The organism is Sphingomonas sp. R-74633 (assembly GCF_013416555.1).
Lineage (GTDB): Bacteria > Pseudomonadota > Alphaproteobacteria > Sphingomonadales > Sphingomonadaceae > Sphingomonas.
In genome coordinates this window covers 1,102,102-1,126,706 of record NZ_JACCFG010000001.1, presented here as the reverse complement: position 1 = coordinate 1,126,706, position 24,605 = coordinate 1,102,102, and the positions used below count along the sequence as shown (strand labels likewise).

Sequence of the window (24,605 nt, the reverse complement as noted above, 5' to 3'; positions counted from 1 at the left end):
CTCCCCCAGGCAAGCTGGGGGAGGATCCAGGCTAAGGTCAGCGTAGCGAGCGGAAGCTGTCGCGCAGTTCCTGGCTGAACGATTGCGGCTGTTCCCATGCCGCGAAATGCCCGCCCTTGGGCAGGCGGTTATAGTGGATCAGCTTGGGATAGGCCGCCTTCGTCCAGCTTTCCGGCGCGGTGTAGATTTCGTCCGGATAGGCGCTCACCGCCGCGGGCAGCGGCACGCCCTTGGGCGCGAAAAAGGCGAGCTTGCTCTCCCAATAGAGCCGCGCCGAGGAGACCGCAGTGTTGGTCAGCCAGTAGAGCGTGACATTGTCGAGCACATCGTCCTTGCTCAGCCCCTCGGGCACCCCGTCGAACACGCGGGCGATCAGCTCATAGCTGCGCAGGTCATGGTCGAGCATCCACGCTGCCAGGCCGATCGGCGAGTCCGCCAGTGCATAGAGCGTTTGCGGCTTGGCCGACATCTCCTGCGCATAGGCGAGGCCGTGCTTCCAGAAGAAGTCGAGCTGGTCCCAGGCATATTTCTCGTCGCCCTGCAGACCGGTCGGAGCCGGGCCGCCGGCAAGCGCGGCGGAGATGTTGTCAGGCAGCGTCGCAGGCATGTTCGTATGGATACCGACCAGTCCCGCGGGCTGCTGCAGCGCCATCTGCTCGGTGACGGCATTGCCCCAGTCACCACCCTGCGCGACATATTTGGTGTAGCCGAGCCGGATCATCAGCGTGCCCCAGGCGCGGGCGATGCGTTGCGGATCCCAGCCGACCGCTTCGGGCTTGCCGGAGAAGCCGTGGCCGGGGAGCGAGGGGATCACCACGTCGAAGGCGTCGGCGGCGCTACCGCCATGCGCGGTCGGATCGGTGAGCGGGCCGATGATCTTCAATTGCTCGATGATCGAGCCCGGCCAGCCATGGGTGACGATCACCGGCAGCGCGCCGGCATGTTTGGACTTCACATGGATGAAGTGGATGTCGAGCCCGTCGATATTGGTCATGAACTGGGGCAGCGCGTTCAGCCGCGCCTCGCATTTGCGCCAGTCATAGTCGGTGCCCCAATGGGCTGCGAGCTTGTGCATCGTGTCGGACTGCACGCCCTGCGTGGTGTCCTTCACCGTCTCGCGATCGGGCCAGCGGGTGGCGGCGATGCGGCGCTTGAGATCGGCCAGCGCCTCGTCGGGCGCATGATATTTGAACGGGCGGATCGATGTGTCGCCGGCGAACTCCGGAGCGCCGGGAGAGCCGATCAGGAAGGAGGATGTCGTGCCGCTGCTGGTGGAACCCGCGGATGTGGCGCTACTCAGCGTCTCAGCGCCCGAGGACGGCGGGGCCGTCGATGCGTGGGCGGGGGCGAGCGGAAGAAACGCTCCGATCGTGCCTGCCACAGTGGCAGCCATGAAGTGACGCCGGCCGATAAACGGGTTCACGGTTCGCATGACCATTCTCCTCGAGCCGTTCGGCGCGCAGTCCACGCCGAAAACGGCAAGACGTGCCGGCCGTCAGGGCCGGCGCTGCGTTGCGCAAGGGAGTCAGTGGCGGGCGTATGGCGTCCGTCGAATAATCGACTCGGTCGCGGAACGACCGGCTTTAACATGGAGCAAGGAGCGCGGCCATGGGCGAGGACTCCCGCTCCCCTTGGGAGCGGGAAGGGGCCCGCGAGGCGGAGCCGAGTGGGAAGGGTGAGGGCAGGCATCTACGCTGCCCTCACCCTTCCGCCGACTTTGTCGGCTCCCTCCCTCTCCCGCTGGGAGAGGGACTAGTTTCCGATCAGTTCGCGACCGATCAGCATCCGGCGGATCTCGTTCGTACCCGCGCCGATGTCGAGCAGCTTGGCGTCGCGGGCGAAGCGCTCGACTGGCCAGTCCTTGGTATAGCCGGCACCGCCGAGTGCCTGGATCGCCTCAAGCGAGACCTTCACGGCGTTCTCCGAAGCGAGGAGGATCGCGCCGGCGGCATCGAAGCGGGTGGTCTTGCCGGCGTCGCAGCTCTTGGCGACGGCGTAGACATAGGCGCGCGCGCTGTTGAGCGCGACATACATGTCCGCGACCTTGGCCTGCATCAGCTGGAAATGGCCGATCGCCTGGCCGAACTGCTTGCGCTCGCGGACATACGGAATGACCACGTCGAGACAGGCCTGCATGATGCCGAGCTGGATGCCGGAGAGCACGGTGCGCTCATAGTCGAGGCCCGACATCAGCACGCCGACGCCGCCGTTGAGCGGGCCCATCACCTGCTCCTCGGGCACTTCGCAATCGTTGAACACGAGTTCGGCGGTGGGCGAGCCGCGCATGCCCATCTTGTCGATCTTCTGGCCGATCGAGAAGCCGGGCATGTCCTTCTCGATCAGGAAGGTGGTGATGCCGCGCGAGCCGTCACCGGTCTTGGCGTAGACGACGAGCGTGTCGGCATAGGCCGCGTTGGTGATCCAGAACTTGGTGCCGTTGAGCACATAGCCGCCGTCGGTCTTCTCGGCGCGCAGCTTCATGCTGACGACGTCCGAGCCGGCACCGGCCTCGGACATGGCGAGTGACCCGACATGCTCGCCCGAGATCAGCTTCGGGAGATACTTGGCCTTCTGCTCCGGATTGGCCCAGCGGCGGATCTGGTTGACGCACAGGTTCGAATGCGCACCGTAGGAGAGGCCGATCGAGGCCGAGGCGCGGGCGACTTCCTCCTGCGCGATGACATGCTCGAGATAGCCGAGACCCAGGCCGCCAAATTCCTCCTCGACGGTGATGCCGTGCAGGCCGAGCTCGCCCATCGCCGGCCAGAGCTCGTCACGGGGAAACCAGTCATCGGCGTCGATCTTCGCGGCGAGCGGCTCGATCCGCTCCTTGGCGAAGCGCTGCGTCGTCTCGCGGATCATGTCGGCGGTCTCGCCGAGGCCGAAATCGAAATCGGGGGTCATCGCCACTCTCCAAGTATAGTCAGTATTGCTGACCTATATTCGCCTCTAATCCTGCATTTCGCCCGCCCGTGCAAGACCGATCAGGCCGTGAGGATCTTGCCGTCCACCACCGCCACCGGCCAGGGCCGCAGCCGCGCGCCGGTGCACGGGCCGCCGACGCAGACGCCGTCCTCGATCCGGTAGAGCGCGCCGTGCCAGCTGCACTGGATATGGCTGCCATCGGGGGTGAGATAGTCGTCGAGCTTGTTCGACAGCGGCAGTGCCATGTGCGCGCACAGGTCGAGATAGCCGCGGACGCTCTCGCCCTGGCGGACGACGAAGCCGTGGAAGCGGCCGGCGCGCATTTCCAGCACGAAGTTGCGCGCCTTGCCGTCGGCGATGAGGTCGAGCGGACCGAGGGTGACGCCTGGCGGGGTTTCGGTGAGGCGTTCCAACGCGAACTCCACTTTGCTAGCCTAGCTGCCGGTCGAGAGGAGGCTCCATGATCCGTAGCATTGCTTGTGTCACGTTGCTTCTCTCCACGGTGGGCTGCGAAAGCCCCAAATCAACGAAAGCTGCAGAGTCGGTCGTCGACTGCGCGAAGCTTCGCGCGATGATCGCGCGCTTCAACACGTTCGATGCAGCCGAACAGGAACATGATCTCGCCGTCACCCGGGCGATCCAGGACTTGCCCCATCCGGTTGGAATCGACGTTCGTGACAGCATGCTCGCGATCGGCGCATCGGGTGCCGGGCCTGCGACGATCCGGCTCACCAGCGGCGGCTGCGAGCTGGTGGTCACCGCCAGGTCCCCACGGGTCGAGGCGATGGTCCGCAACGAATAACCGACTTCAGGGCAGCTTCGCCTTCGGAAAGCCCGTCCACGCTGCGTCATAATCGGGCTGGGCGCGGTCGAGCGCGTATTGCGTCGGCTTATAGGGCCAGCAGGTCTCGACCATGAACGCCATCGTGCCGGTGATCTTGTGCGGCTTGAGCTCGGCGTTGCTCGCGCCCTGCCAGCTGGTCACGTCCGGGCCGTGGCCGGCCATGAGATTGTGCAGCGACAGGCCGCCCGGCGCGAAGCCCTCGGCCTTGGCGTCATAGGCGCCGGTGATCAGCCCCATCGCCTCGGACATGATGTTGCGGTGGAACCAGGGCGGGCGGAACGTGTCTTCGGCGACCATCCAGCGCGGCGGGAAGATCACGAAGTCCGCGTTCGCACGGCCGGGCACATCGCTGGGCGAGGTGAGGACAGTGAAGATCGAAGGGTCCGGATGGTCGAAGCTCACCGTGTTCATCGTGTTGAACCGGGCGAGATCGTAGCGCCACGGCGCGAGATTGCCGTGCCAGGCGACGACATCGAGTGGCGAGTGGTCGAGCGTCGTGGTCCACAGCGATCCGAGATGCTTCTGGATCACCTCGAACTGCTCGTCGCGATCCTCATACCACGCCGCCGGCGTCTCGAAGTCGCGCGGATTGGCGAGGCCATTGGCGCCGATCGGCCCGAGATCGGGCAGGCGGAACAGCGCGCCATGATTCTCGGCGACATAGCCGCGCGCCTCGCCGTCGGGCAGCAGCGCGCGGAAGCGCACGCCGCGCGGGACCAGCGCGATCTGGCCGGGGGCGATGTCGATCCTGCCCAGCTCGGTGAGCAAAGTCAGCCGCCCGGCTTGGGGGATGAACAGCAGCTCGCCGTCCGCATCGAAGAAGACGCGGGTCTCCATGTCGGCGTTGGCGGCGTAGAGGTGCACCGCGACACCCTCCAAGTCCGCGGGATCGCGGTTGGCGAGCATCGTGGTCATGCCGTCGATCAGGTCGGTGCCGGGCGCGGGGGCCGGAATCGGGTTCCAGCGCAGGCGATTGGGGGGCAGGGGTGCGTCCACCGTGCCGGGGGCGAAGTTCGCCGCGCCCTTGTAGCGGGTGAAGGGCGGATGCTCGGCGCTCGGGCGCAGGCGATAGAGCCAGGAGCGGCGGTTCTCATGGCGCGGCGCAGTGAAGGCAGTGCCCGAGAGCTGCTCGGCGTACAGGCCGAAGGCGGGTTTCTGGGGCGAGTTACGCCCCACCGGGAGCGCACCGGGCACGGCTTCGGTCGAGACATGATTGCCGAAACCGGGGAAATAGTCGGTCATTGCCGTTCCCTAGACCTTCAATGGCGGATCGGAGGAGTTGGATGAGGGGGGCTGCGCGCGGCGCTCGTCCCCCTCATCCTCCTGCGGTTTTGAGGCCGGGTTGATCCCGGCTCCCCTCTCCAAACTCTTACGCGTCGACCTTGATCACGCCGCGGCGGATCTGGTCAAGCTCGATGCTCTCGAACAGCGCCTGGAAGTTGCCGTTGCCGAAGCCTTCATTGCCCTTGCGCTGGATGATCTCGAAGAAGATCGGACCAAACATGTTCTCGGTAAAGATTTGCAGAAGAATGCCCTCGTCGCCGACATTGCCGTCGATCAGGATGCGGTTCTTGCGCAGCCGCTCGAGGTCCTCGCCGTGGCCGGGGACGCGCTTGTCGACCAGCTCGTAATAGGTCTCGATCGTGTCCTGCAGCTTGACCCCGCGGGCGCGCAGCCGCTCGACCGTGTCGAAGATGTCCGGCGTGGTCAGCGCGAGGTGCTGGATGCCTTCGCCCTTATACTCGCGGATGAACTCCTCGATCTGGCTCTTGTCGTCCTGGCTCTCGTTCAGCGGAATGCGGATCGCCTTGTCGGGCGCGATCATCGCCTGGCTGAACAGGCCGGTGGCCTGGCCCTTGATGTCGAAATACTTCTGCTCCTCGAAGCCGAAGAGCGTCTTGTAGAACTCCGACCACACCCGCATCTGGCCGCGGCGGACATTGTGGGTGAGGTGGTCGAGCAGGTCGAGCCCGACATTGTTCTTCGCCTCGGCAGCTTCCCAGCCGTCGAACGCCGCCCAGTCGGCATAGAGGCCGAAATCGTCCTGGATGAAATAGAGGTACGAGCCGCCGATGCCCTGGATGACCGTGTCGTCCTCGTCGGTGCGCTTGGCGCCGTGGGCGAGCGCCCATTCCATTGCCTTGGCGGGATCGGAGACGCGGAAGGCCATCGCGCTGGCCGAGGGACCGTGCTCGCCGCGGAAGGCAGCGACGCGGCCGGCCTCGTCGCGGTTGAGCATCAGGTTGATGCGGCCCTGCTTGTAGCGGGTGATGTTCTTGGTCGGGTGCCGGTGCGTCGGCACGAAGCCGAGCATCTCGAACTGCTTCCCCATCGCCTCGGGATCGGGCGAGGTGAATTCGACGAACTCGAAGCCATTGAGGCCGAGGGGATTCGCGGGATCGGTCATGGGTGCACGCTCCAAGAATGTAACGCGCGAGCTAGTGCCAACGGCCATTAGTGTCAATTGATACTAGTTGGTCCGAACGGTTGCGGCGGACAACGCGAGCGGGCACGTCGGGGACATGCAAGCGAAACCGCCCCGCCCGATTCCGGGTAGCATCGGCCTTTTCTTCGGCGGCGTCTGGGGCGTGTTCGGCGCCCAGGCACTTCCGCATGGCTGGCAGGCAGCGGGCATCGCCGGCGCGGTGCTGGTGACGGGGTATTGATCGCGCTGCTGTGGCGCGCAGGCAGTGGCGCGGGGAGCGGGCTGTTCCGCAGGCAGATCTATTATCTGGCAGTGGCGTTCGAAGTCGCGGCGATCGTCGCGGCCAATATGCTGATGTCGCGCCTCGGCCTGAGCGCCTATGCGCTCCAGCTGCTCGGCGTGATCATCGGGCTGCACTTCATCGGGCTGTGGAAGGCGAGCGGGATGGCGCGCTTCCTCGGCATCGCGGCGGCGATGACGGTCCTTTCGCTCGCCGCCTGTGCGCTGCCGGTGCCGCTGCGCGACATCGCGACGGGCTTCGGCAACGCGCTGGTGCTGTGGATCGGCGCCGCGCGGATCCGCCGCTAGAGCCCTTCGCCGCCCACCCAATGCGCATTGGAGAGCCGCCGGGCGACGCTCCAGGTCTGGTTGCGGATGTCGGGCACCGCGACGATTTCCCAAAAGGCGCCGCGTGTCATCGGGCCGAGCGCATAGAGATTGCCGTTGGGCTTGCCGCCGGCGTTGATCGTCTGGCCCTGATTGTCGACATCGATGCCGAGATGCGCCGCATCGGGGCGGATCACTCCGCGCGCCGCGAGCTTCTGGAGCAGCGGCTCCTCGGTGCGGGCAAGGTCGCCGAGCGGACCGGTGCAGTTGATGATGCGCTGGACGGTCATCGTCTCGGCATCGTCCGCGCCGCGGCGTCGCAGCGTCACGTCGATGCCTTCGGGCTTCTCTTCGAAGCCGAGCGTCTTGCCGGCGATCACTTCCAACTGACCGCGTTCGATCACGGCCATCAGCCGCGCATAGACTTCGGGCGCGAGGCGGTGGCGGTGGACGTCCCACCAGGGGCGGAGATGGCGCAGGAAGCGGCCGCGCTCGGCGTCGCTGGCATTGCCCCACATCGCCTGGGTGAACGGGCGGAGTTCGTCGACTGCGTTGCGCCAGCCGATTTCCTCGCCGCGTTCGCGCACCGCGTGGAGCAGCGCGGAAGCGGTGGTGGCAGGGCGCTCGGCGAGCTTCTTCCAGTCGCTGCCCGGGGCATGGCTGCGCGGCAGCAGGCCGCGGCGGGAGAGGGCGATGATCTTGCCCTTGAAGCCGCGCGCATCGAGCAACAGCACGACGTCGATCATCGTCAGCCCGGTGCCGATGATCAGGACGGTGTCACTCTCGCTCAGCCCCTCGGGCACGCTCGCGTCCCAGGGATCGCCCTTGTAGCGCGTCGCCGAGAGCTTTTCGGGGTCGAGCCCGGGCGGATCATGCGGAGGCAAATTGCCCACCGCGAGCACCGCGGCATCGGCCTCGATCACGCGATCCTTCAGACGCACCGTCACGCCGTCCGCGAAGTCGAGATCCTCGACCTCGTCGCGCACCAGCTTCAGGCGATCGGGGTGCTCGAGCAGCGCGGCGTCGAGCAGCTCGCGCAGATATTCGCCGTACGTCACGCGGGGGATGAAGGCGCTCGGCGCATCCTCGACGCCGCGCGCCTGGAGCCAGCGGACGAAGTGCGAAGGGTCGTCGGGGAAGGCGCTCATATTGCCCGCGCGCACGTTCAGCACATGGCTGGGATGCGCGGCGCCATAAGCGAGGCCGAGGCCCGCCACCGGCGCGCGCTCGATCAGCGTGGCGCGGGGGCCTTCGTGGCGGAGCAGGTTGATCGCCTGCAGGGTGCCGGAGAAACCGGCACCGATGATCGCGACATGCTCGATCACGTCAGATTTCGTATTCGATCTGCCACTCGGGCTGCTCGTACGCCGGCTTGCGCGCCGTCATGCCGGGCTGGCGGGCGAGCATCTGGCCGTAGAGCCGCTTCACTGCGTCGCTCGCCGTCCGCGCGAACAGCGCGGGGAAGATCGAGTGCACGACACACGCCGCGCCCCCGATGATCATCGTGAAGCCGAATCGCGCGGCGGTGGCGGCATGCTCGCCATAGCTTTCGCCGACGGCGCGCGGGTGGGACAGGAAGAAGCGGTCGAACATGGGCCGGCGTGTAGCCTCCCGGAGCGAGCGTGTGAAGTACAGCTTTTGCGCCCCCAAGCCTGGCTTTGTTTGCATTGCGGCGCGCAATCGCCGAACCTGCCCGCGAAGTGCGCCAAAGAGCGCGCGAAGCGATGGGGGTTCCAATCACAGTTGGACTGTGGTCGGTTAGCGCTAACAATAATAAGGGGAACATAGTTGAGCGAGGATGCAACGTCCGCCACAGCGGCGGCGCCCGAGGGCGAACATCACACAGCCACCCGCAACGAGAAGATGGTGATTGCCGCCTCGTCGCTGGGCACCGTGTTCGAATGGTATGATTTCTACCTCTACGGCCTGCTGGCGACGACGATCTCGGCGCAGTTCTTCGCCGGGGTCAACGACACCACCGCCTTCATCTTCGCGCTCGCGGCGTTTGCCGCCGGGTTCGCGGTGCGGCCGTTCGGCGCGCTCGTCTTCGGGCGGATCGGCGACCTGGTCGGGCGCAAGAACACCTTCCTCGTCACGATGGGCATCATGGGCGGATCGACCTTCGCCGTGGGCCTGCTTCCCAATTTCGCCACCGCCGGCGTGTTCGCCCCGATCCTGCTGGTGACGCTGCGCGTGCTCCAGGGGTTGGCGCTGGGCGGCCAATATGGCGGCGCCGCGACCTATGTCGCCGAGCATGCGCCCAACCATAAGCGCGGCCTCTATACGAGCTGGATCCAGACCACCGCGACGCTGGGCCTGTTCGCCTCGCTGCTCGTGGTGATCGGCACGCGTTCGTGGCTGGGCGAGGCGGCCTTCGCGAGCTGGGGCTGGCGCGTGCCGTTCCTCGCTTCGGTGCTGTTGCTCGGCGTGTCGCTCTGGGTGCGCCTCCAGCTCAACGAGAGCCCGGTCTATGCCCGGATGAAGGCGACCGGCAACACCTCCAAGGCGCCGCTGACCGAGGCGTTCCTGCGCTGGGGTAACCTGCGCATCGTGCTGATCGCGCTGTTCGGCGCAGTCGTCGGCCAGGCAGTGGTCTGGTACACCGGGCAGTTCTACGCGCTGTTCTTCCTCGAGAAGACGCTCAAGGTCGACGGGATGACCGCGAACGTGCTGATCGCGATCGCGCTGGCGCTGGGCACGCCGTTCTTCGTGTTCTTCGGCTGGCTCTCGGACAAGATCGGCCGCAAGCCGATCATCCTGGCGGGCTGCCTGCTGGCGTCGATCACCTATTTCCCACTGTTCCACGCGCTGACCCAGGCGGCGAACCCCGCGCTGGCGGAGGCGCAGGCCAAGGCGCCGGTGGTTGTGTCAACGCTGGATGCGAAGTGCTCGTTTCAGTTCGATCCTATCGGTAAAAACAAGTTCGACACCTCAGTTTGCGACGTCGTGAAAGCCTATCTTGCCAAGGCCGGCGTGCCTTACAGGACCGCAATTTGGGAGAATCGCGATCACCCTCGGCCAGCGGACGCGGTGGAGGTCGATGTTGGCAATAAGCGCGTTGTTCTCCTTCCCGACACCATGGCCGACCCATTGACGCGGAAGTCCATTATCGAGGGCGTGCAGGTTGATTTGAAGGCCGCCCTTACCGAAGCCGGCTACCCCGCCAAGGCCGAGGACGCCCGGATCAACAAGCCGATGGTGGTCGCGATCCTGTTCGCGCTCGTGGTGCTGGTGACGATGGTCTACGGCCCGATCGCGGGCATGCTGGTCGAGCTCTTCCCGAGCCGGATCCGCTACACGTCGATGTCGCTGCCCTATCATATCGGCAATGGCTGGTTCGGCGGCTTCCTGCCGGCGACTGCCTTCGCGATGGTCGCGGCGACGGGCGATATCTATTACGGGCTCTGGTACCCGGTGGTGGCCGCGGCCTGCACCTTCATTCTCGGCCTGTTGCTGCTCCCCGAGACCTTCAGGAAGAAGATCGAGGACTAGGAATGACCGTCGAAACCGTGCGCGCCTGGCTTGCCGAGCATGCGCCCGATCTCAATCTGATCGAGCAATCGGCAAGCACCGCGACGGTGGCGGAGGCGGCGGCGACGCTCGGGGTCGAGCCCGGGCGCATCGCCAAGACGCTCGCGCTCAGGGTGGGCGACCAGGTGCTCCTGGTCGTCGCCCGGGGCGACGCGCGGCTCGACAATGCCAGGACCAAGGCGGAATTTGCCGGCCGCGCCTCGATGCTCGGGGCGGAGGAGGCAGAGGCGCTGACCGGGCATCCGGTCGGCGGCGTCTGCCCCTTCGGGCTGGCGACGCCGCTGCCGGTCTATTGCGACGTGTCGCTCAGGGGCTATGCCACGGTGTTCCCCGCGGCGGGCTCGCGCACCGCATCGGTGGAAGTCGAACCCGAACGGCTGGCGAGCCTCGTCTCGCAGCGCTGGGTCGATGTCTGCAAGCTCGCCCAGGAGGCCTAGTGACCGACTCTTGTCCCCATCTCGACACCGTCCAGCCGGTCATCCCGCAAACCTTGGGCTGTGCCGAGTGCTTGGAGCAGGGCAGCTGGTGGGTGCACCTGCGGCTGTGCCGGGCATGCGGGCATGTCGGCTGCTGCGACGAATCGCCGAACCGGCACGCCACCGCGCATTTCCACGCCACGCGCCACCCGATCATCGAAGGCTATGATCCCCCCGAAGGCTGGGGCTGGTGCTATGTCGATGAGATCGAAGTCGACCTGCCGGACCAGACCGAGCAGCGCGGCCCGATCCCGCGCTTCATCGACAATTATGGCCGCCTTATTCCCGCAGCGATCCGCGGGCTGAAGCCAGAGCTGGAATGAGATGACCAGGCGGGGTTTCCGGGAAGAGGTCCTGGAAGTGTCCGGTGGTGACCCCTACGGGAATCGAACCCGTGCTTCAGCCGTGAAAGGGCCGCGTCCTAACCGCTAGACGAAGGGGCCATGCCGTAGCGTGGAGGCGGCCAGTTAGGGAAGGATCGGCACGGGGTCAAGAGCCTCAATTGCCCTGCCGAACTTTAGTCCGCCCAGGCCGCATCCTCGACGTGCAACTCGGCGGCAGGGCGGCTGCCCCAGTCGTCGATCTTGGCCCGGCCGACGAGCCACAGCTTGCGGTGGCGCGGGGCGGAGAGCAGCGCCTGGCCCAGCTCGGTATCGGCCTGGCGGAAGGCCACGGCCTTGATGCTGCGCCCGTCCGGCCCGGCGACGATCAGCCGCACATGCCCGCCCGTGCCGACGATATCGGCCTTGATCACCGTCACCGGCCCGGCGGCGACGCGCGGGGCGGGCCAGCCCATCCCGTAGGGGCCGCCGGCCTCCATCGCATTGACCAGATCGGGGCAGACCCCGCCCGGCGCGACCACGGCATCGACGAGCAGCGCGCGCTCGCCCATTGCCTGGGTCACGCGCTCCGAAAGTCGTTCCTCGAGGAACGCCGCGAACGCATCGAGCTGGTCCTCGTCGATCGTCACGCCGCAGGCCATCGCATGGCCGCCGCCCGCCTTGAGCAGCCCGGCATCCTTGGCGGCGATGATCGCGGCGCCCAGGTCGACGCCGGGGATCGAGCGGCCCGATCCCTTGCCGACGCCGTCCTCATCGATCGCGATGACGATCGCCGGCCGGCCGAGCTTCTCCTTGAGGCGCCCGGCGACGATGCCGATCACGCCGGCATGCCAGCCCTTGCTCGCGATCACGGCGACCGAATGGTTGGCCTTGAGGTGGCTGATCTCCTCCGCCTCGGCCTGTACGCCCGCCTCGATCGCGCGGCGCTCCTCGTTGAGGAGGTTGAGCTCCTCGGCGATCGCGCGCGCTTCCTCGGGATCGCGGGTAGTGAGCAGCCGCACGCCCAGGTCCGACCGCCCGACGCGCCCGCCGGCATTGATCCGCGGCCCCAGCGCGAAGCCGAGGTCGGTGGCGGTCGGTGCGCGGGTGAGGCGCGAGGCCTCGATCAGCGCGTTCAATCCGATGTTGCGGCGCTGCGCCATCACCTTGAGGCCCTGCGCGACAAAGGCGCGGTTGAGACCCTTGAGCGAGGCGACATCGGCGACGGTGCCGAGCGCGACGATGTCGAGCAGATCGAGCAGCTTGGGCTCGGGCCGCGTGGCGAAATAGCCGCGTGCCCTGAGCGTCCGCACCAGCGCCGCGCCGAGCAGCCAGGCCATGCCCACCGCCGCCAGATGGCCGAACGCGGCACCTTCGCTTTCGTCGAGCCGGTTGGGGTTCACCAGCGCCAGCGTCACGGGCAGCTCGGCGGCGCATTTATGATGATCGACCACGATCACCTCGGCGCCCGCGTCGCGCGCCATTTCCAGCGCTTCATAGGCCATCGCGCCGCAATCGACGGTGACGATCAGGCTGGCGCCTTCGCCCTTCAGCTTGACCAGTGCCTCGCCCGAGGGGCCATAGCCCTCCATCAGGCGATCGGGGATATAGGGGCGGGCCTCGAGGCCCAAATCCCTCAGAAGCAATATCAGCAGTGCTGCCGAAGTCGCGCCATCCACGTCATAATCGCCGAAGATCGCGACCTGCTCGCGCTTCTCCACCGCGTCCGCCACCCGCTCGGCGGCCTTGTCCATGTCGCGGAAGATCGAGGGGTCGGGCATGAAGGCGCGGATGCTCGGCAGCCGGTGCATCTCCAGATCCTCGCGCGGCACGCCGCGGGCGAGCAGGAGCTGCGTCACCAGGTCGTCGGGCACCAGCCCGCCGCGCGAATCGCTGGCAAGCCCGCGCCAATGCCAGGGCTGGCCGGAGATCGATCGCTGGATATTGAGAACGGCGGACATCGGAACAGCTATGGAACGTGGGGACGATAGTGTCGAGGGGAAGGGCTGGCGCTTCGCGGCTTCCGCGCCTACATCGCATCGCCTTATGGCCCGTCCCCGTCCTGCCCAAGAGAAAGTAAAGACCGTCGCCGAGAACCGGCGCGCGCGGTTCGATTATTTCATCGAGAACACCTATGAGGCGGGCATCGCGCTCACCGGTACCGAGGTGAAGTCGCTTCGCTTCGGCGAGGGCTCGATCGCGGAAGCGTACGCAGAAGTGAATGACGGCGGCGTCTGGCTGGTCAACTCGAACATTCCCGAGTTCAGTCACGGCAACCGCTTCAACCACGAGCCCAAGCGCCCCCGTAAATTGCTGCTTCATGAGCGGGAGATAAACAAGCTCCACGGCGCGGTGGCGCGCGAGGGCATGACCCTTGTGCCGCTGTCGATCTATTTCAACGGGCGTGGCCGCGCCAAGGTCGAGCTGGCGCTGGCGAAGGGCAAGAAGACGCATGACAAGCGCGAGACGGTCAAGGAACGCGACTGGAAGCGCGAGCAGGGCCGTCTGCTCCGCGGTGGCCGTGACTGATTCCACCCAGAAAACCCGTTTCCGCCGCTGGCTCGACAAGGCGACGCCCAGCCGCGAGTCGGTCGAGACCAATCGCTGGCTGCGTCCCTTTGCGCACCGCGTGATGCATTCGTCGCTATGGCGTTTTACCCGCCGCTCGGTGCCGCGTGGCGTCGCGCTGGGCGTAGTGACCGGCGTGCTGGTGCCGATGGGCCAGATCCCCGCTTCGGCGATCCTCGCGCTGCCATTGCGCGCGAACATCCCGGCCGCCGCCGCGACCACCTTCATCACCAATCCCTTCACGACGCCGCCGCTCTGGGTTGCCGCCTATTGGCTGGGCAGCTGGATGCTCGGCCCGGGCGAGGCGGTGGTCGCGCAGGTCCAGGTCGTCGAGCAGAGCTGGAGCGACTGGCTGGTCCACCAGGCCGGCCCGGCGACGCTGGCGGGGCTGGTCACGATCACCGGCGTGCTCGCGCTGGTCGGCTATTTCGGCACCGCGCTGGCGTGGCGACTGTGGATCGCGCACAAGTGGAAGCGCCGGGCGCATCGCCACGCTGTCTGAGCCGCGCGCTTCCCGAGCAATCAGCCAGAAACACATTCGGTAACTCCAGCGTAATAATGTTGCGTGGAGTCGATTGACGGAGCGTATCAACGGATTAAGACAGCGCGCATCCAACCATCGGGGGTCCCCATGCGCCTGTCGCTCCTTGCCACCACCTTCCTCGCCGCGCCTGTCCTGCTCGCCGGCTGCGCCCATAACGAGCCGCTGCCGACCGCGCCGGTCGAAGCCGCGCCCGTCGCCGCCGAGCCGGCCCCGGCGCCCGAAATGCCCAAGCCGGTCTATGGCAGCTACGGCTTCGATGCCGCCGGCATGGACAGCTCGATTCAGCCGGGCGACGATTTCTACAATTACGCCAATGGCGCCTGGGCGAAGAACACCCCGATCCCGGCCGACAAGTCGAACTATGGCTCGTTCAACATCCTGGACGACAACGCCAAGAAGCAGACCCACGGCATCCTTGAGGATGCGAAGGGCGATCCCAACTCGAAGATCGGTACCGCCTATGCGACCTATCTCGACACCGCCGCGATCGACGCCAAGGGCCTGACGCCTGCCAAGCCGTGGATCGACCAGATCAAGGGGCTGAAGAGCAAGGCCGGCTATCCGGCGCTCGCCGCCGCCGCGCGCCGCAACGGCGTCGGCACGCCGTTCGGCGGCTATATCGGCCAGGACGACAAGAACCCCGACGTCTATGCGCTCAACCTGTTCCAGTCCGGCCTCGGCATGCCCGACCGCGACTATTACCTCTCGAAGGACGCCAAGTTCATCGAGACCAAGGCGGCGTACCTCAAGCACCTCACCAACGTGCTGACGCTGGCCGGTGAGGCCAATGCCGGCGCGCGCGCGCAGGCGATCATCGATTTCGAGACCAAGATCGCCCAGGTCCAGTGGACCCGCATCGAGAGCCGAGACGCTAACAAGACCTATAACAAGATGACCGTTGCGGAGCTGCAGAAGTCCGCGCCGGGCTTCGACTTCGAGGCCTTCTTCGCCGCGGGCAAGACCCCGGTCGACAGCGTGATCGTCGCCCAGCCGAGCGCGGTTACCGGTATCGCCAAGCTGATCGGCGCCGCGCCGCTCGGCGTGCTGCAGGACCAGCTGCTGGTCCGCACGCTCGACAATTTCGCCGATGTGCTGCCGAGCGCCTTCGACAAGGAGCAGTTCTCCTTCTACGGCACCATGCTGTCGGGCACCCCGGAGCAGGAAGAGCGCTGGAAGCGCGCAGTGGACTTCACCACCGGCGCGCTGTCGGACGATGTCAGCCAGGTCTATGTCGCCAAATATTTCCCGCCCGAGACCAAGGCGGCGGCCGACAAGCTGGTGAAGAATGTCATCGCGGCGATGGATCGCCGCATCGACAAGCTCGAATGGATGGCGCCCGAGACCAAGGTCAAGGCGCACGCGAAGCTCGCTGCCTTCACCCCGAAGATCGGCTATCCGGACCGCTGGCAGGATTATGGCTCGCTGACGATCACCGCGGGCGACGCGTTCGGCAACAATGTCCGGTCGAACAACTGGCAGTATGACGACAATGTCTCGAAGCTCGGCCAGCCGATCCGGCGCTGGGAGTGGGGCATGACGCCGATGACGATCAACGCCTATGCCAATCCGGGCATGGTCGAGATCGTCTTCCCGGCCGCGATCCTGCAGCCGCCCTTCTTCGATCCGAACGCCGACCCGGCGGTCAATTATGGCGGCATCGGCGCAGTGATCGGCCATGAGCTGAGCCACCATTTCGACGACCAGGGCGCCAAATATGACATGCACGGCCGCCTGACCGACTGGTGGACGCCTGCGGACGTTGCGGCGTTCAAGCAGCGTACCGACGCGCTGGTCGCCCAGTATGACCAGTATGAGCCGCTGCCCGGCATGCACGTGAAGGGCGGGCTGACGCTTGGCGAGAACGTCGCCGATCTGGCCGGCCTGACGGTGGCCTATGACGCCTATCACGCCTCGCTGAACGGCCAGGAAGCCCCGGTGCTCGACGGCACCACCGGCGACCAGCGCTTCTACCTTGGCTGGGCCCAGGTGTGGCGCCGCAACTACCGCGAGGCCAATCTGCGCCAGCGCCTGCTGACCGATCCGCACTCGCCCTCGCAGCAGCGCAGCTGGGTCGTGCGCAATCTCGACCCCTGGTACGGGGCCTATAACCCCGCGCCGCAGAACAAGCTGTACCTGACGCCCGAGAAGCGCGTCCGGATCTGGTAATTGTTCTTTCCCTCTCCCACTGGGAGAGGGAAGGGGCCCGCTCGCGTAGCGAGTGGGAAGGGTGAGGGCAGGTTTCGACCCTCACCCTTCCGCCGACTTTGTCGGCTCCCTCCCTCTCCCCGAGGGGGAGAGGGAATTGGGTCCTTGACCCGCGCCTCTCGACCGAACATCGGTGGCGCATGGCCACGTTGCCCGTTCATAGCCCGATATCGCCGTCCCGCCGCTGGCTGCCCTTCGCGGCGGCAATTCTGGCGGGCTTCCTTGCGGCTGCACTGGTCCTCCTCACGCTGAACGACCGCGCCGTGGCGATCGGCTTTGTCGGCGCGGGCGTGCTCGCCGCCGGGGCGCTGTGGGGCGCGCGCAGGCTTTTCCATAGCGATACCGCCGCCGAGCAGCCGGTCGACTGGTCGGTCGCGCAGGCGCTTGCCGCCGCCAGCGACGACGCACTCGCCGTCACCGATCGTGCCGGCCGTCTCGTCTGCGCCAATAACCGCTTCGAGGTGCTTTTCGCCGGCTGGCCGACGCCGCCCAACCTCCCGGTCAGCGACGCCTCGGTCGCCGCGCTCGGCACCGCCGCGCGCACCGCCTGGCGCGACGGCGAGGCGCGCGAGGACAATATCCAGGTGTTCGGCGCCCCCGTCTCGGTCCGCGTCCAGCGCGTCGGCGAGGAGTCGCTGGTCTGGCGCTTCATCGGCGTCCAGGCGCTCGATCTCGCCAGCCAGGTCCAGTCGCTGATCGACGGCCATACCGGTGACCGGCTCGGCTCCTCGGGCATCATGGCCGCGATGATCTCGCCGCAGGGGCGCGTCCGCGCCGCCAACCGCGTGTTCCGCGACCGCGCGATGGGCACCAGCGAGGCGGCGGTCGAGGGCAGGGACTTTGCCCGCTTCCTGATCACCGACTCGATGGGGCTGGTCCGCTTCGAGCGTGAGGGGATGGAGGGCACGCCGCTACGCGTGCTCCAGATCCCGTTCCTCGATGGCGAGGAAGCGCCGCTGCTCGTCGCCTTGCTCGACGAGGAACTCGGCAACGCGCCCACGCCCGCGATCGGCGCCAGCGCCGGCGCCCATGTCCGCTCGCTGATCGCGCTGCTCCCGCTCGGCCTCGCGCTGGTCGACCGTGACGGCCGCTTCGCCAGCATGAACGACGCGTTCGTCCGCGCCACCCGCGTCAATGCCGCCGCGCCGCCGCTCTACCCGGGCGACCTGGTGGTGCGCGAGGACAAGGCCGCGCTTGCCGACGCGATCCGGCGCTTCGCCGGTGGTGCGCCCCAGTCCGCCGAGATGACCGTCCGCCTGGCGGACGCGCCCGAGGAGCCGCTGTCGATCGGCATCGCCGGCGCCCGCGGGCTCGGCGACGCCGCCGTGCTGATCAGCCTCAAGGATTCGGGCGAGGAGTCGAAGCTCAAGCGCCAGGTCGCGCAGGCGACCAAGATGCAGGCGGTAGGCCAGCTTGCCGGCGGCGTCGCGCACGACTTCAACAACATCCTCACTGCGATCATCGGGCATTGCGACCTGATGCTGATGCGCCATTCGCCCGGCGACAGCGACTATGACGACATCCAGCAGATCCGCGCCAATTCGAACCGCGCCGCCTCGCTGACTCGCCAGCTGCTCGCCTTCTCGCGCCAGCAGACGCTGCGCCCGCAGCTGCTCCAATTGCCCGACGTGATCTCGGAAGTCTCCAACCTCCTCAAGCGGTTGCTCGGCGAGACGGTGCGGCTCGAGGTCAAGCACGGCCGCAACCTCGGTCCCGTCCGCGCCGATCCGGGCCAGCTCGAGCAGGTGGTGGTCAACCTCGCGGTCAACGCCCGCGACGCGATGCTCTCGCAAAACCCCAGCGGCGGCGGCACGCTCACCATCGAGACGCAGGCGGTGCCTGCCTCGGACGTCCGCCAGATGGACGACGACGTGCTTCCCGTGGGCGACTATACCGCGCTGCGCATCTCCGACACCGGCACCGGCATCCCGCCCGAGATCCTCGGCAAGATCTGGGAGCCGTTCTTCACCACCAAGGAAATCGGCAAGGGCACCGGCCTCGGCCTCTCGACGGTCTACGGCATCATCAAGCAGTCGGGCGGCTTCATCTTCGCCGACAACGGTCCCCATGGTGGTGCCGAGTTCACCATCTATCTGCCCGTCCACGCCGCGGCCGAGGCGCCGGTCCAGGCCAAGCTGCCCGGCGCGAAGGAAAAGCCCGCCGATACCTGGGGCACCGGCACGATCCTGATCGTCGAGGACGAGGACATGGTCCGCGCCATCGCCGAGCGTGCGCTCGCGCGGCAGGGCTATACCGTCGTCACCGCCGACAATGGTGAGGCCGCACTCGAGCTGCTCGAAACGATCGACCGTCCCGATCTTCTGATCTCCGATGTCGTCATGCCGGTGATGGACGGGCCGACCATGGCCCGCAAGGTGCGCACCAAATATCCCGACCTGCCGATCCTCTTCATGTCGGGCTATGCCGAGGAACAGCTCCGCAAGTCGATTGATCTGGAGCAAGTTTCCTTTTTGCCGAAACCCTTTTCCGTTCAGCAACTTGCGGAAGCGGCGCGGGATGTTCTCACGCTGAAATAATCCCTTGGCGACTGGCGATTTTCCTGCGAAGGGGCGAATATGCCGGGGCCCCAAAAGATCCTGATCGTCGAAGACGAGCCGCTCATCGCGATGATGCTCGAGGATTTCCTCGATGCGCTGAATCGCGTTCCTGCAGGCACGGCGGACAGTGTCGCCACGGCGCTCGAGCTGGTCGAAGCCGGCGGCATCGACGCAGCGATCATGGACGTGAACCTGCGCGGCGGCGAGCAGAGCTGGCCGATCGCCGATGCGCTGGCCGCGCGCGGCATCCCCTTCGTGCTCGCCACCGGCGGGGCAGGGGACATGATCCACGAGAAGTATCGTGATCGCCCGGTGCTCTCCAAGCCGTTCACGATGGACAGCGTCGAAAAGGTGCTCGACAGCCTCGTCGGCGCCGCCTGAGCGTTTAGTCCACCAGCCGCACCGGATCGCCGATCCGGATCAGCCCCGGCCGCGCCGGGCTCGAATACACCCCGTACGCATTGCCGAACCCTTGGGCGACCGTGCGCAGCACGCGGGGCTCCTTCGCGCCGGTCTGCGGATCGATCGTCACGATCACGCAGCGCGCGATCGGATCGGCGCATTGCACCACCGCGCCGTCGGCCTCGTCGCCGAACGCCAGCTGCCGGCCCTGCCACTGGCTGGCGGGCAGGTCGCTCTCGACGATCACGTTGATCCGGAAGCGGTCGATGTCGAGCATGCCGCCATGCGCCGCCTCCAGCGCAGCATGACCGGCGCTGCTCTGGATCGAGACCGGCATCGAATCATAGCAGCCGCGCGCCACCTGTATCAGCGAAGCCGGCTCGCCCGCAGCCTGCTCCAGATGCGCCTTCAGCAGCGGATCGTGGAGCGAGAGCGTCGCGCCGTCGGGTGTCTCGACCAGCACGCCGCTCGTCTTGGGCCGGGCGGGATCGGCGAAGCGGGCATGGTGGAGCACCATCGCCGGCACTTCGCGCGCGGTCAGCCAGGGGAAGCGCGTGCCGTTGGCGGCGCGGACGAACGCATATTGCCGGTCGCCCTCGATCCCCTGCCAGTCGAGCTCGGCCATGGCGAGCCGCTCCCCGGCCATCGACTTGACCGGGAAGCGATTGAGCGCGCTGACATGGCCGACGATGCGGGTCATCCGCGCGGGGCTAGCGGGGCGGGGCCCCTATCGCAACTCGGCGCGTGCGGTCAGTGCATGCCCCATACCGACACATTGGCGGTGCCGCGCCCGCGGCCGCGCGTGTCGTACCAGAAATCGATCCGCCTGAGGCTGCGCCGTCCGGCGCCGCGCAGGTCGATGATCCGGCTCTCGCCGCCTTGCGGTATGGCGTAGCGCGTCGGGATATTGTCGGGCGCGCCATTGTCATAGGTCACTGTCAGCCGGACGAGGTTGAGCGGCGCGTCGCGGACCTTGAACTTGATCCGCCGGAAATTGTCATACGGGCCCTGCACGCGGATCGTGTCGTGATCCGCCGTGAACCTGGCGGTGGTCGCACCCAGGAACCGCCAGCTGCCGGCGGGTCCGGGGGCGGGGCGGGAGACTTGCTGTGCGTCGAGCGCGGATGTGCCGGCCAGTGCCGTCAACAGGATCAGGGATGCGAGCTTCATGGCTGTCCTCCATTGCCCCGGCGTAGCGCCGCCGCCTGACGCGGGGCATCGGGGTTTGCCTTGGCGGCGGGGCGCGGTTTCTCCCTATCCGGGGCTCTGGAAGCAGGTGGAACGATTATGGAACAAAAATTTTCGTTCCGCTCTTGTTCCGTGAGAACAAACGCGATACATGCCGTTCCAACACAGGTTGATGCAGCGTGCTAAACCTTCTAGCGACGGGGACTTCCAATGGCAGCTTCGCTCAAGGTGATTGACGGCAACATGGCGATTTCTTCGGACAAGCAGAAGGCGCTTGACGCCGCACTCGCGCAGATCGACCGCGCATTCGGCAAGGGCTCGGCGATGAAGCTCGGCTCCAAGGAGGCGATGCAGGTCGAGGCGATCTCGACTGGTTCGCTCGGGCTCGACATTGCGCTCGGCGTCGGCGGCCTGCCGCGCGGCCGCGTGATCGAAGTCTATGGTCCGGAAAGCTCGGGCAAGACCACGCTGGCGCTCCATGTCATCGCCGAGGCGCAGCGCACCGGCGGTGTCGCCGCCTTTGTCGACGCCGAGCACGCGCTCGACCCGGTCTATGCCAAGAAGCTCGGGGTCAATATCGACGAGCTGATCGTGTCGCAGCCCGATACCGGCGAGCAGGCGCTCGAGATCGTCGACACGCTGGTCCGCTCGAACGCGATCGACGTGCTGGTGGTCGACTCGGTCGCAGCGCTGGTCCCTCGCGCCGAAATCGAAGGCGAGATGGGCGACAGCCATGTCGGCCTTCAGGCCCGCCTGATGTCGCAGTCGCTGCGCAAGCTCACCGGCTCGATCAGCCGCTCGCGCTGCATGGTGATCTTCATCAACCAGCTGCGCATGAAGATCGGCGTGATGTACGGCAATCCGGAGACCACGACCGGCGGCAACGCGCTCAAATTTTACGCCTCGGTTCGCCTCGACATCCGCCGCACCGGCCAGATCAAGGACCGCGAGGACATCATCGGCAACACCACCCGCGTCAAGGTGGTGAAGAACAAGGTCGCGCCGCCGTTCAAGCAGGTCGAGTTCGACATCATGTACGGCGAAGGCATCTCGAAGATCGGCGAGATCCTCGATCTCGGCGTCAAGGCCGGGCTGGTCGAGAAGTCGGGCGCCTGGTTCAGCTATGACAGCGTCCGCATCGGCCAGGGCCGCGAGAATTCGAAGAACTTCCTCAAGGAAAATGACGAGCTGCGCGAGCGCCTCGAAAAGGCGATCCGTGCGCGCACCGAAAAGGTCGCCGAGGGACTTATGACGGGTCCCGACGCTGATGACGGCGACGACGATCTATAATGAATTTACAGGCCGCTCCCGCGTGCGACGCGCGAGGCCGGTGGTCACGGGCTTAGACCCATCGGAAGACCCGGCGCGTTGCCCCGCGCCGGGTCTTTCCCGTTTTGGGGACTCGCGCGCGCGTGAGTGTCGTGACTTTCGTGACTTTCGGGGGGCGCCGAGCGCGCCTTGGCGGGTACTTCGTGTACTTTGCAGCGCCGCCCGGGGCGCTAAAGTAGCCCGATGAAGGCTGTCCTCGATCCCGACTGCGTGCTGGCCAAAGGCCTCGCCGCGATCCGCAGCCAATATCAGGTCCCGACCTCCTTCCCGCAGCCGGTGCTCGAAGCCGCCGAGGCCGCCGCCCGGCGGTTGCCCACCGAGCATGTCGACCGCACCGACATCCCCTTCGTCACGCTCGACCCGGCCAGCGCGACCGATCTCGATCAGGCACTCTGGGTCGAGCCGAGCGGCAGCGACCTGCTGCTGCGCTACGCCATCGCCGATGTCGCCTGGTTCGTCGAGGATGGCGACCCGGTGGATGCCGAGGCCTGGCATCGCGGCACGACGCTCTATCTGCCCGACGGCAAGGCGAGCCTCTACCCGCCGGTGCTGAGCGAAGGTGCCGCCAGCCTGCTCCCCGATGGTCCGCGCCCTGCCGTGCTGTTCACCGTCCGCGTCGGGCCGGATGGTGCAGTAAAGCTGGAAGGTGCCGAGCGCGCCCTGGTCCGCAGCCGCGCCAAGCTCGCCTATGAAACCGTGACGGACGCGGACCTGCCGCCCCAGTTCGCCGAACTCGCCCGCCGCATCGCCGCTGCCGAAGCCGAGCGCGGCGCCTCCCGCGTCGACCCGCCCGAGCAGGAAGTCGCCCGCCGCCCCGATGGCGGCTATGCGCTCGCCTTCCGCGCCCGCCACGCTTCCGAGGACCAGAATGCCGCGCTGTCGCTGGCGGCCAACCTCGCCATCGCCGATGTGCTCCGCGCCCACCACACCGGCCTGTTCCGGGTAATGGCCGAACCCGATGCCGGCGCGGTCGCCCGCTTGCGTAATACCGCCAGCGCGCTCGGCATTGCCTGGCCCGAAGCCCAATCGCTCGCGGTGTTCCGCACCGGGCTCGACCCTGCCGACCCGCATCAGGCTGCGCTGATGCTCGCCATCCGCAAGGCCGGGCAGGGCGCCAGCTATGCGCCATGGCGTGGCGATGTCCTGCCCTGGCACGCCGCCGTCGCCGCATCCTATGTCCATGCCACTGCGCCGCTCCGCCGCCTTGCCGATCGCTATGTGATCCGGGCGACGCTCGCGATCATGTCCGGCCAGCCCGTGCCGGATGTCGTCGAACAGGCGTTCGAGCGCCTGCCCAAGGTGATGGGCCGTGCGGATGCGCTGGGCGGCCAGATCGACCGCGCGGTGATCGACCTCGCCGAGGCGGTGATGCTCGACGGGCGGGAGGGCGAGACCTTCGCGGCGGTCGTCACCGATGTCGATGTGCGCGGCGCGCGGATGCAGCTTGCCGATTTGCCCGTGGTGACGCGGATCGACGCCCCCGGCGCGGCGCCGGGCACTGCGCTCAGCGTGCGGCTGGTCGATGCTGACCCGGCCAAGCGAACCCTTCGGTTCGAAGCGATCGGGAGCCAGCCATGACCACGCCCGCCAATCCCGACGACATCGCCGCGACCGAGGCGCAGCTCGAAGGCTTCATCGCCCGCTTCACCCCCGAGATCGCCGGGCGTGTCCGTGCCGGTCGCGCGGTGCTGCGGGCGCGGCTGCCCGGGGCCAACGAGCTGGTCTATGACAATTACAACGCGCTCGCGATCGGCTATGCGCCGGGCCGCAAGACGACCGGCGCGATCCTCAGCCTCGCAGTCTATCCGCGCAACGTGTTGCTCTATTTCCTTCCCGGCATCGGCCTGCCCGATCCCGAGGGGCTGCTGGAGGGCGAAGGCAGGCAGAGTCGCTATGTCTGCCTGAAGGAAGTGGCACTGCTCGACGCGCCCGCAATCCGCGCGCTGATCGCCGCCGCGTTCGATCAGGCATCGACACCCTTGCCGCCGGACGGCGGACGGACCATCGTCAAGTCGATCGCGGCGCGCCAACGCCCGCGCCGCCCAGGGGAGCCTGCATGACCGTCATCGTCCATCATCTCGAGAATTCCCGTTCGCAGCGCGTGCTCTGGCTGCTCGAGGAGCTCGGGCTGCCCTATGAAGTGAAGCGCTATGAGCGGAACAAAGCGACGATGCTCGCCCCGCCCGAGCTGCGGCGCATTCACCCGCTCGGCAAGTCGCCGGTGATCGAGCATGGCGGCAATGTCATCGCCGAGACCGGGGCGATCGTCGAATATCTGGTCGAGCTCGGCGACGGGCGCCTCGGCAAGCCCGGCCATGTCGAGGACGCGCTGCGCTGGCGCCAGTTCCTCCATTATGCCGAGGGCTCGCTGATGCCGCCGCTCTTCACCAAGCTGGTGCTCAGCCGCGTGCCGCTGTTCGGCAAGACGGCGCAGAAGAAGTTCCAGCCGATGATCGACGTCCATCTCGACTATGTCGAGGCGGAGCTGGCGGCGCGCGCCTGGTTCGCCGGCGACGAGTTCACGGCGGCCGACGTGATGATGAGCTTCCCGCTCGAAGCCGCCGTCGCCCGCGCCAGCGCGACCGAAGGCCGCCCGCACGTCGCCGCCTGGCTCAAGAAGATCCATGCCCGTCCGGCCTATCAGGCAGCACTCGCCGCCGGCGGACCCTATGCCTATGCGTGAG

25 protein-coding genes and 1 tRNA gene are annotated in these 24,605 nt (G+C 67.1%); 15 read left to right on the top strand and 11 right to left on the bottom strand.

Annotation, left to right across the window (positions count from 1 at the left end; all coding sequences use genetic code 11):
- Positions 1-37 precede the first annotated feature (37 nt).
- From HZY97_RS05400 to HZY97_RS05390, 3 genes are all read right to left on the bottom strand, one after another.
- Positions 38-1,432: an epoxide hydrolase family protein gene (locus tag HZY97_RS05400; RefSeq protein ID WP_257214878.1), complete on the bottom strand. Its 1,395-nt coding sequence runs from the start codon at positions 1,430-1,432 to the stop codon at positions 38-40.
- Positions 1,433-1,752: 320 nt separating this feature from the next.
- The gene (locus tag HZY97_RS05395; RefSeq protein ID WP_180141292.1) at positions 1,753-2,904 is read right to left on the bottom strand and encodes an isovaleryl-CoA dehydrogenase; all 1,152 of its coding nucleotides are present in this window, start codon (positions 2,902-2,904) and stop codon (positions 1,753-1,755) included.
- A gap of 80 nt (positions 2,905-2,984) precedes the next feature.
- Positions 2,985-3,338, bottom strand: a complete 354-nt coding sequence (locus HZY97_RS05390) for a Rieske (2Fe-2S) protein (RefSeq protein WP_180141290.1) — start codon at positions 3,336-3,338, stop codon at positions 2,985-2,987.
- A 47-nt stretch (positions 3,339-3,385) separates the two neighbouring features.
- Here HZY97_RS05390 and HZY97_RS05385 point away from each other — a divergent pair, with 47 nt between their 5' ends.
- Positions 3,386-3,727: a hypothetical protein gene (locus HZY97_RS05385; protein WP_180141288.1), complete on the top strand. Its 342-nt coding sequence runs from the start codon at positions 3,386-3,388 to the stop codon at positions 3,725-3,727.
- Positions 3,728-3,733: 6 nt separating this feature from the next.
- Here the strand turns inward: HZY97_RS05385 and hmgA are convergent, their stop codons facing one another.
- Both hmgA and hppD read right to left on the bottom strand, forming a co-directional pair.
- Positions 3,734-5,011 carry a homogentisate 1,2-dioxygenase gene (gene hmgA, locus HZY97_RS05380; protein ID WP_180141286.1) on the bottom strand — a complete coding sequence of 426 codons (1,278 nt, stop codon included), beginning with the start codon at positions 5,009-5,011 and terminating at the stop codon, positions 3,734-3,736.
- Between the two features lie 127 nt (positions 5,012-5,138).
- Positions 5,139-6,176, bottom strand: coding sequence for a 4-hydroxyphenylpyruvate dioxygenase (hppD, locus tag HZY97_RS05375; RefSeq protein ID WP_180141284.1), 1,038 nt, complete (start codon positions 6,174-6,176; stop codon positions 5,139-5,141).
- Between the two features lie 115 nt (positions 6,177-6,291).
- On the opposite strand from hppD, the gene HZY97_RS05370 reads away from it, so the two are divergent.
- Entirely contained in the window at positions 6,292-6,435 is a 144-nt protein-coding gene (locus tag HZY97_RS05370) for a hypothetical protein (RefSeq protein ID WP_180141282.1), read from the top strand.
- Positions 6,432-6,782 carry a hypothetical protein gene (locus HZY97_RS05365; RefSeq protein ID WP_180141280.1) on the top strand — a complete coding sequence of 117 codons (351 nt, stop codon included), beginning with the start codon at positions 6,432-6,434 and terminating at the stop codon, positions 6,780-6,782. Before HZY97_RS05370 ends, HZY97_RS05365 begins: the two co-directional genes overlap by 4 nt.
- Here the strand turns inward: HZY97_RS05365 and HZY97_RS05360 are convergent.
- On the bottom strand, positions 6,779-8,125 hold the full coding sequence (locus HZY97_RS05360; RefSeq protein WP_180141278.1) for an FAD/NAD(P)-binding protein: 1,347 nt from the start codon (positions 8,123-8,125) through the stop codon (positions 6,779-6,781). The two genes, HZY97_RS05365 and HZY97_RS05360, sit on opposite strands and share 4 nt — an antisense overlap.
- Before the next feature lies 1 nt (position 8,126).
- Complete coding sequence (locus tag HZY97_RS05355; RefSeq protein ID WP_180141276.1) at positions 8,127-8,393, bottom strand: DUF6356 family protein; 267 nt, start codon at positions 8,391-8,393, stop codon at positions 8,127-8,129.
- Between the two features lie 270 nt (positions 8,394-8,663).
- Between HZY97_RS05355 and HZY97_RS05350 the strand changes: the two genes are divergently transcribed.
- The 3 genes from HZY97_RS05350 to HZY97_RS05340 are packed head-to-tail and all read left to right on the top strand — an operon-like array spanning position 8,664 to position 11,130.
- Complete coding sequence (locus HZY97_RS05350) at positions 8,664-10,292, top strand: MFS transporter (protein ID WP_180141679.1); 1,629 nt, start codon at positions 8,664-8,666, stop codon at positions 10,290-10,292.
- Between the two features lie 2 nt (positions 10,293-10,294).
- Entirely contained in the window at positions 10,295-10,768 is a 474-nt protein-coding gene (locus HZY97_RS05345; RefSeq protein WP_180141273.1) for a YbaK/EbsC family protein, read from the top strand.
- A complete protein-coding gene (locus HZY97_RS05340) occupies positions 10,768-11,130 on the top strand; it encodes a UBP-type zinc finger domain-containing protein (protein WP_180141271.1) in 363 nt (120 codons plus the stop codon). Before HZY97_RS05345 ends, HZY97_RS05340 begins: the two co-directional genes overlap by 1 nt.
- A gap of 45 nt (positions 11,131-11,175) precedes the next feature.
- On the opposite strand, the gene HZY97_RS05335 is transcribed toward HZY97_RS05340, so the two are convergent.
- A tRNA-Glu gene (locus HZY97_RS05335) sits at positions 11,176-11,250 on the bottom strand.
- Positions 11,251-11,324: 74 nt separating this feature from the next.
- Positions 11,325-13,088, bottom strand: a complete 1,764-nt coding sequence (gene recJ / locus HZY97_RS05330) for a single-stranded-DNA-specific exonuclease RecJ (protein ID WP_180141269.1) — start codon at positions 13,086-13,088, stop codon at positions 11,325-11,327.
- Between the two features lie 85 nt (positions 13,089-13,173).
- On the opposite strand from recJ, the gene smpB reads away from it, so the two are divergent.
- The 5 genes from smpB (at position 13,174) to HZY97_RS05305 (ending at position 19,383) form a co-directional block, all read left to right on the top strand.
- Positions 13,174-13,656 carry an SsrA-binding protein SmpB gene (gene smpB, locus HZY97_RS05325; protein ID WP_180141267.1) on the top strand — a complete coding sequence of 161 codons (483 nt, stop codon included), beginning with the start codon at positions 13,174-13,176 and terminating at the stop codon, positions 13,654-13,656.
- Positions 13,643-14,197, top strand: a complete 555-nt coding sequence (locus HZY97_RS05320; protein ID WP_373684297.1) for a DUF2062 domain-containing protein — start codon at positions 13,643-13,645, stop codon at positions 14,195-14,197. Before smpB ends, HZY97_RS05320 begins: the two co-directional genes overlap by 14 nt.
- Before the next feature lie 129 nt (positions 14,198-14,326).
- Positions 14,327-16,405 carry a M13 family metallopeptidase gene (locus tag HZY97_RS05315; protein WP_180141263.1) on the top strand — a complete coding sequence of 693 codons (2,079 nt, stop codon included), beginning with the start codon at positions 14,327-14,329 and terminating at the stop codon, positions 16,403-16,405.
- A gap of 179 nt (positions 16,406-16,584) precedes the next feature.
- Positions 16,585-18,981 carry a response regulator gene (locus HZY97_RS05310; RefSeq protein WP_180141261.1) on the top strand — a complete coding sequence of 799 codons (2,397 nt, stop codon included), beginning with the start codon at positions 16,585-16,587 and terminating at the stop codon, positions 18,979-18,981.
- A gap of 39 nt (positions 18,982-19,020) precedes the next feature.
- Positions 19,021-19,383 (top strand): response regulator, encoded by a 363-nt coding sequence (locus tag HZY97_RS05305; protein ID WP_180141259.1) that lies wholly within the window; start codon positions 19,021-19,023, stop codon positions 19,381-19,383.
- A 4-nt stretch (positions 19,384-19,387) separates the two neighbouring features.
- On the opposite strand, the gene HZY97_RS05300 is transcribed toward HZY97_RS05305, so the two are convergent.
- Together HZY97_RS05300 and HZY97_RS05295 are read right to left on the bottom strand one after the other, a co-directional pair.
- Positions 19,388-20,104, bottom strand: a complete 717-nt coding sequence (locus HZY97_RS05300; RefSeq protein WP_180141257.1) for an MOSC domain-containing protein — start codon at positions 20,102-20,104, stop codon at positions 19,388-19,390.
- 50 nt (positions 20,105-20,154) lie between these two features.
- Entirely contained in the window at positions 20,155-20,574 is a 420-nt protein-coding gene (locus tag HZY97_RS05295) for a hypothetical protein (protein WP_180141256.1), read from the bottom strand.
- Positions 20,575-20,802: 228 nt separating this feature from the next.
- Between HZY97_RS05295 and recA the strand changes: the two genes are divergently transcribed.
- The 4 genes from recA to HZY97_RS05275 all read left to right on the top strand — a co-directional run bounded on the left by recA (position 20,803) and on the right by HZY97_RS05275 (position 24,604).
- Positions 20,803-21,882, top strand: a complete 1,080-nt coding sequence (gene recA / locus HZY97_RS05290; RefSeq protein ID WP_180141254.1) for a recombinase RecA — start codon at positions 20,803-20,805, stop codon at positions 21,880-21,882.
- Positions 21,883-22,104: 222 nt separating this feature from the next.
- Positions 22,105-23,499, top strand: a complete 1,395-nt coding sequence (locus HZY97_RS05285) for an RNB domain-containing ribonuclease (protein WP_180141252.1) — start codon at positions 22,105-22,107, stop codon at positions 23,497-23,499.
- Positions 23,496-23,981, top strand: coding sequence for a DUF1801 domain-containing protein (locus HZY97_RS05280; RefSeq protein ID WP_180141250.1), 486 nt, complete (start codon positions 23,496-23,498; stop codon positions 23,979-23,981). Before HZY97_RS05285 ends, HZY97_RS05280 begins: the two co-directional genes overlap by 4 nt.
- The gene (locus HZY97_RS05275) at positions 23,978-24,604 is read left to right on the top strand and encodes a glutathione S-transferase family protein (RefSeq protein WP_180141248.1); all 627 of its coding nucleotides are present in this window, start codon (positions 23,978-23,980) and stop codon (positions 24,602-24,604) included. The genes HZY97_RS05280 and HZY97_RS05275 overlap by 4 nt, the downstream gene beginning before the upstream one ends.
- The last annotated feature ends 1 nt before the right edge of the window (position 24,605 follow it).

Bases quoted from the DNA above. Each gene is read 5' to 3' on its own strand.
- HZY97_RS05280 (WP_180141250.1), top strand. From the start codon at position 23,496: ATGACCACGCCCGCCAATCCCGACGACATCGCCGCGACCGAGGCGCAG.
- HZY97_RS05400 (WP_257214878.1), bottom strand. From the start codon at position 1,432: ATGCGAACCGTGAACCCGTTTATCGGCCGGCGTCACTTCATGGCTGCC.
- HZY97_RS05275 (WP_180141248.1), top strand. From the start codon at position 23,978: ATGACCGTCATCGTCCATCATCTCGAGAATTCCCGTTCGCAGCGCGTG.
- HZY97_RS05395 (WP_180141292.1), bottom strand. From the start codon at position 2,904: ATGACCCCCGATTTCGATTTCGGCCTCGGCGAGACCGCCGACATGATC.
- HZY97_RS05355 (WP_180141276.1), bottom strand. From the start codon at position 8,393: ATGTTCGACCGCTTCTTCCTGTCCCACCCGCGCGCCGTCGGCGAAAGC.
- HZY97_RS05315 (WP_180141263.1), top strand. From the start codon at position 14,327: ATGCGCCTGTCGCTCCTTGCCACCACCTTCCTCGCCGCGCCTGTCCTG.
- recA (WP_180141254.1), top strand. From the start codon at position 20,803: ATGGCAGCTTCGCTCAAGGTGATTGACGGCAACATGGCGATTTCTTCG.
- hppD (WP_180141284.1), bottom strand. From the start codon at position 6,176: ATGACCGATCCCGCGAATCCCCTCGGCCTCAATGGCTTCGAGTTCGTC.
- HZY97_RS05305 (WP_180141259.1), top strand. From the start codon at position 19,021: ATGCCGGGGCCCCAAAAGATCCTGATCGTCGAAGACGAGCCGCTCATC.
- smpB (WP_180141267.1), top strand. From the start codon at position 13,174: ATGGCCCGTCCCCGTCCTGCCCAAGAGAAAGTAAAGACCGTCGCCGAG.
- HZY97_RS05350 (WP_180141679.1), top strand. From the start codon at position 8,664: ATGGTGATTGCCGCCTCGTCGCTGGGCACCGTGTTCGAATGGTATGAT.
- HZY97_RS05300 (WP_180141257.1), bottom strand. From the start codon at position 20,104: ATGACCCGCATCGTCGGCCATGTCAGCGCGCTCAATCGCTTCCCGGTC.
- HZY97_RS05345 (WP_180141273.1), top strand. From the start codon at position 10,295: ATGACCGTCGAAACCGTGCGCGCCTGGCTTGCCGAGCATGCGCCCGAT.
- HZY97_RS05370 (WP_180141282.1), top strand. From the start codon at position 6,292: ATGCAAGCGAAACCGCCCCGCCCGATTCCGGGTAGCATCGGCCTTTTC.
- HZY97_RS05295 (WP_180141256.1), bottom strand. From the start codon at position 20,574: ATGAAGCTCGCATCCCTGATCCTGTTGACGGCACTGGCCGGCACATCC.
- HZY97_RS05385 (WP_180141288.1), top strand. From the start codon at position 3,386: ATGATCCGTAGCATTGCTTGTGTCACGTTGCTTCTCTCCACGGTGGGC.
- HZY97_RS05285 (WP_180141252.1), top strand. From the start codon at position 22,105: ATGAAGGCTGTCCTCGATCCCGACTGCGTGCTGGCCAAAGGCCTCGCC.
- recJ (WP_180141269.1), bottom strand. From the start codon at position 13,088: ATGTCCGCCGTTCTCAATATCCAGCGATCGATCTCCGGCCAGCCCTGG.
- hmgA (WP_180141286.1), bottom strand. From the start codon at position 5,011: ATGACCGACTATTTCCCCGGTTTCGGCAATCATGTCTCGACCGAAGCC.
- HZY97_RS05310 (WP_180141261.1), top strand. From the start codon at position 16,585: ATGGCCACGTTGCCCGTTCATAGCCCGATATCGCCGTCCCGCCGCTGG.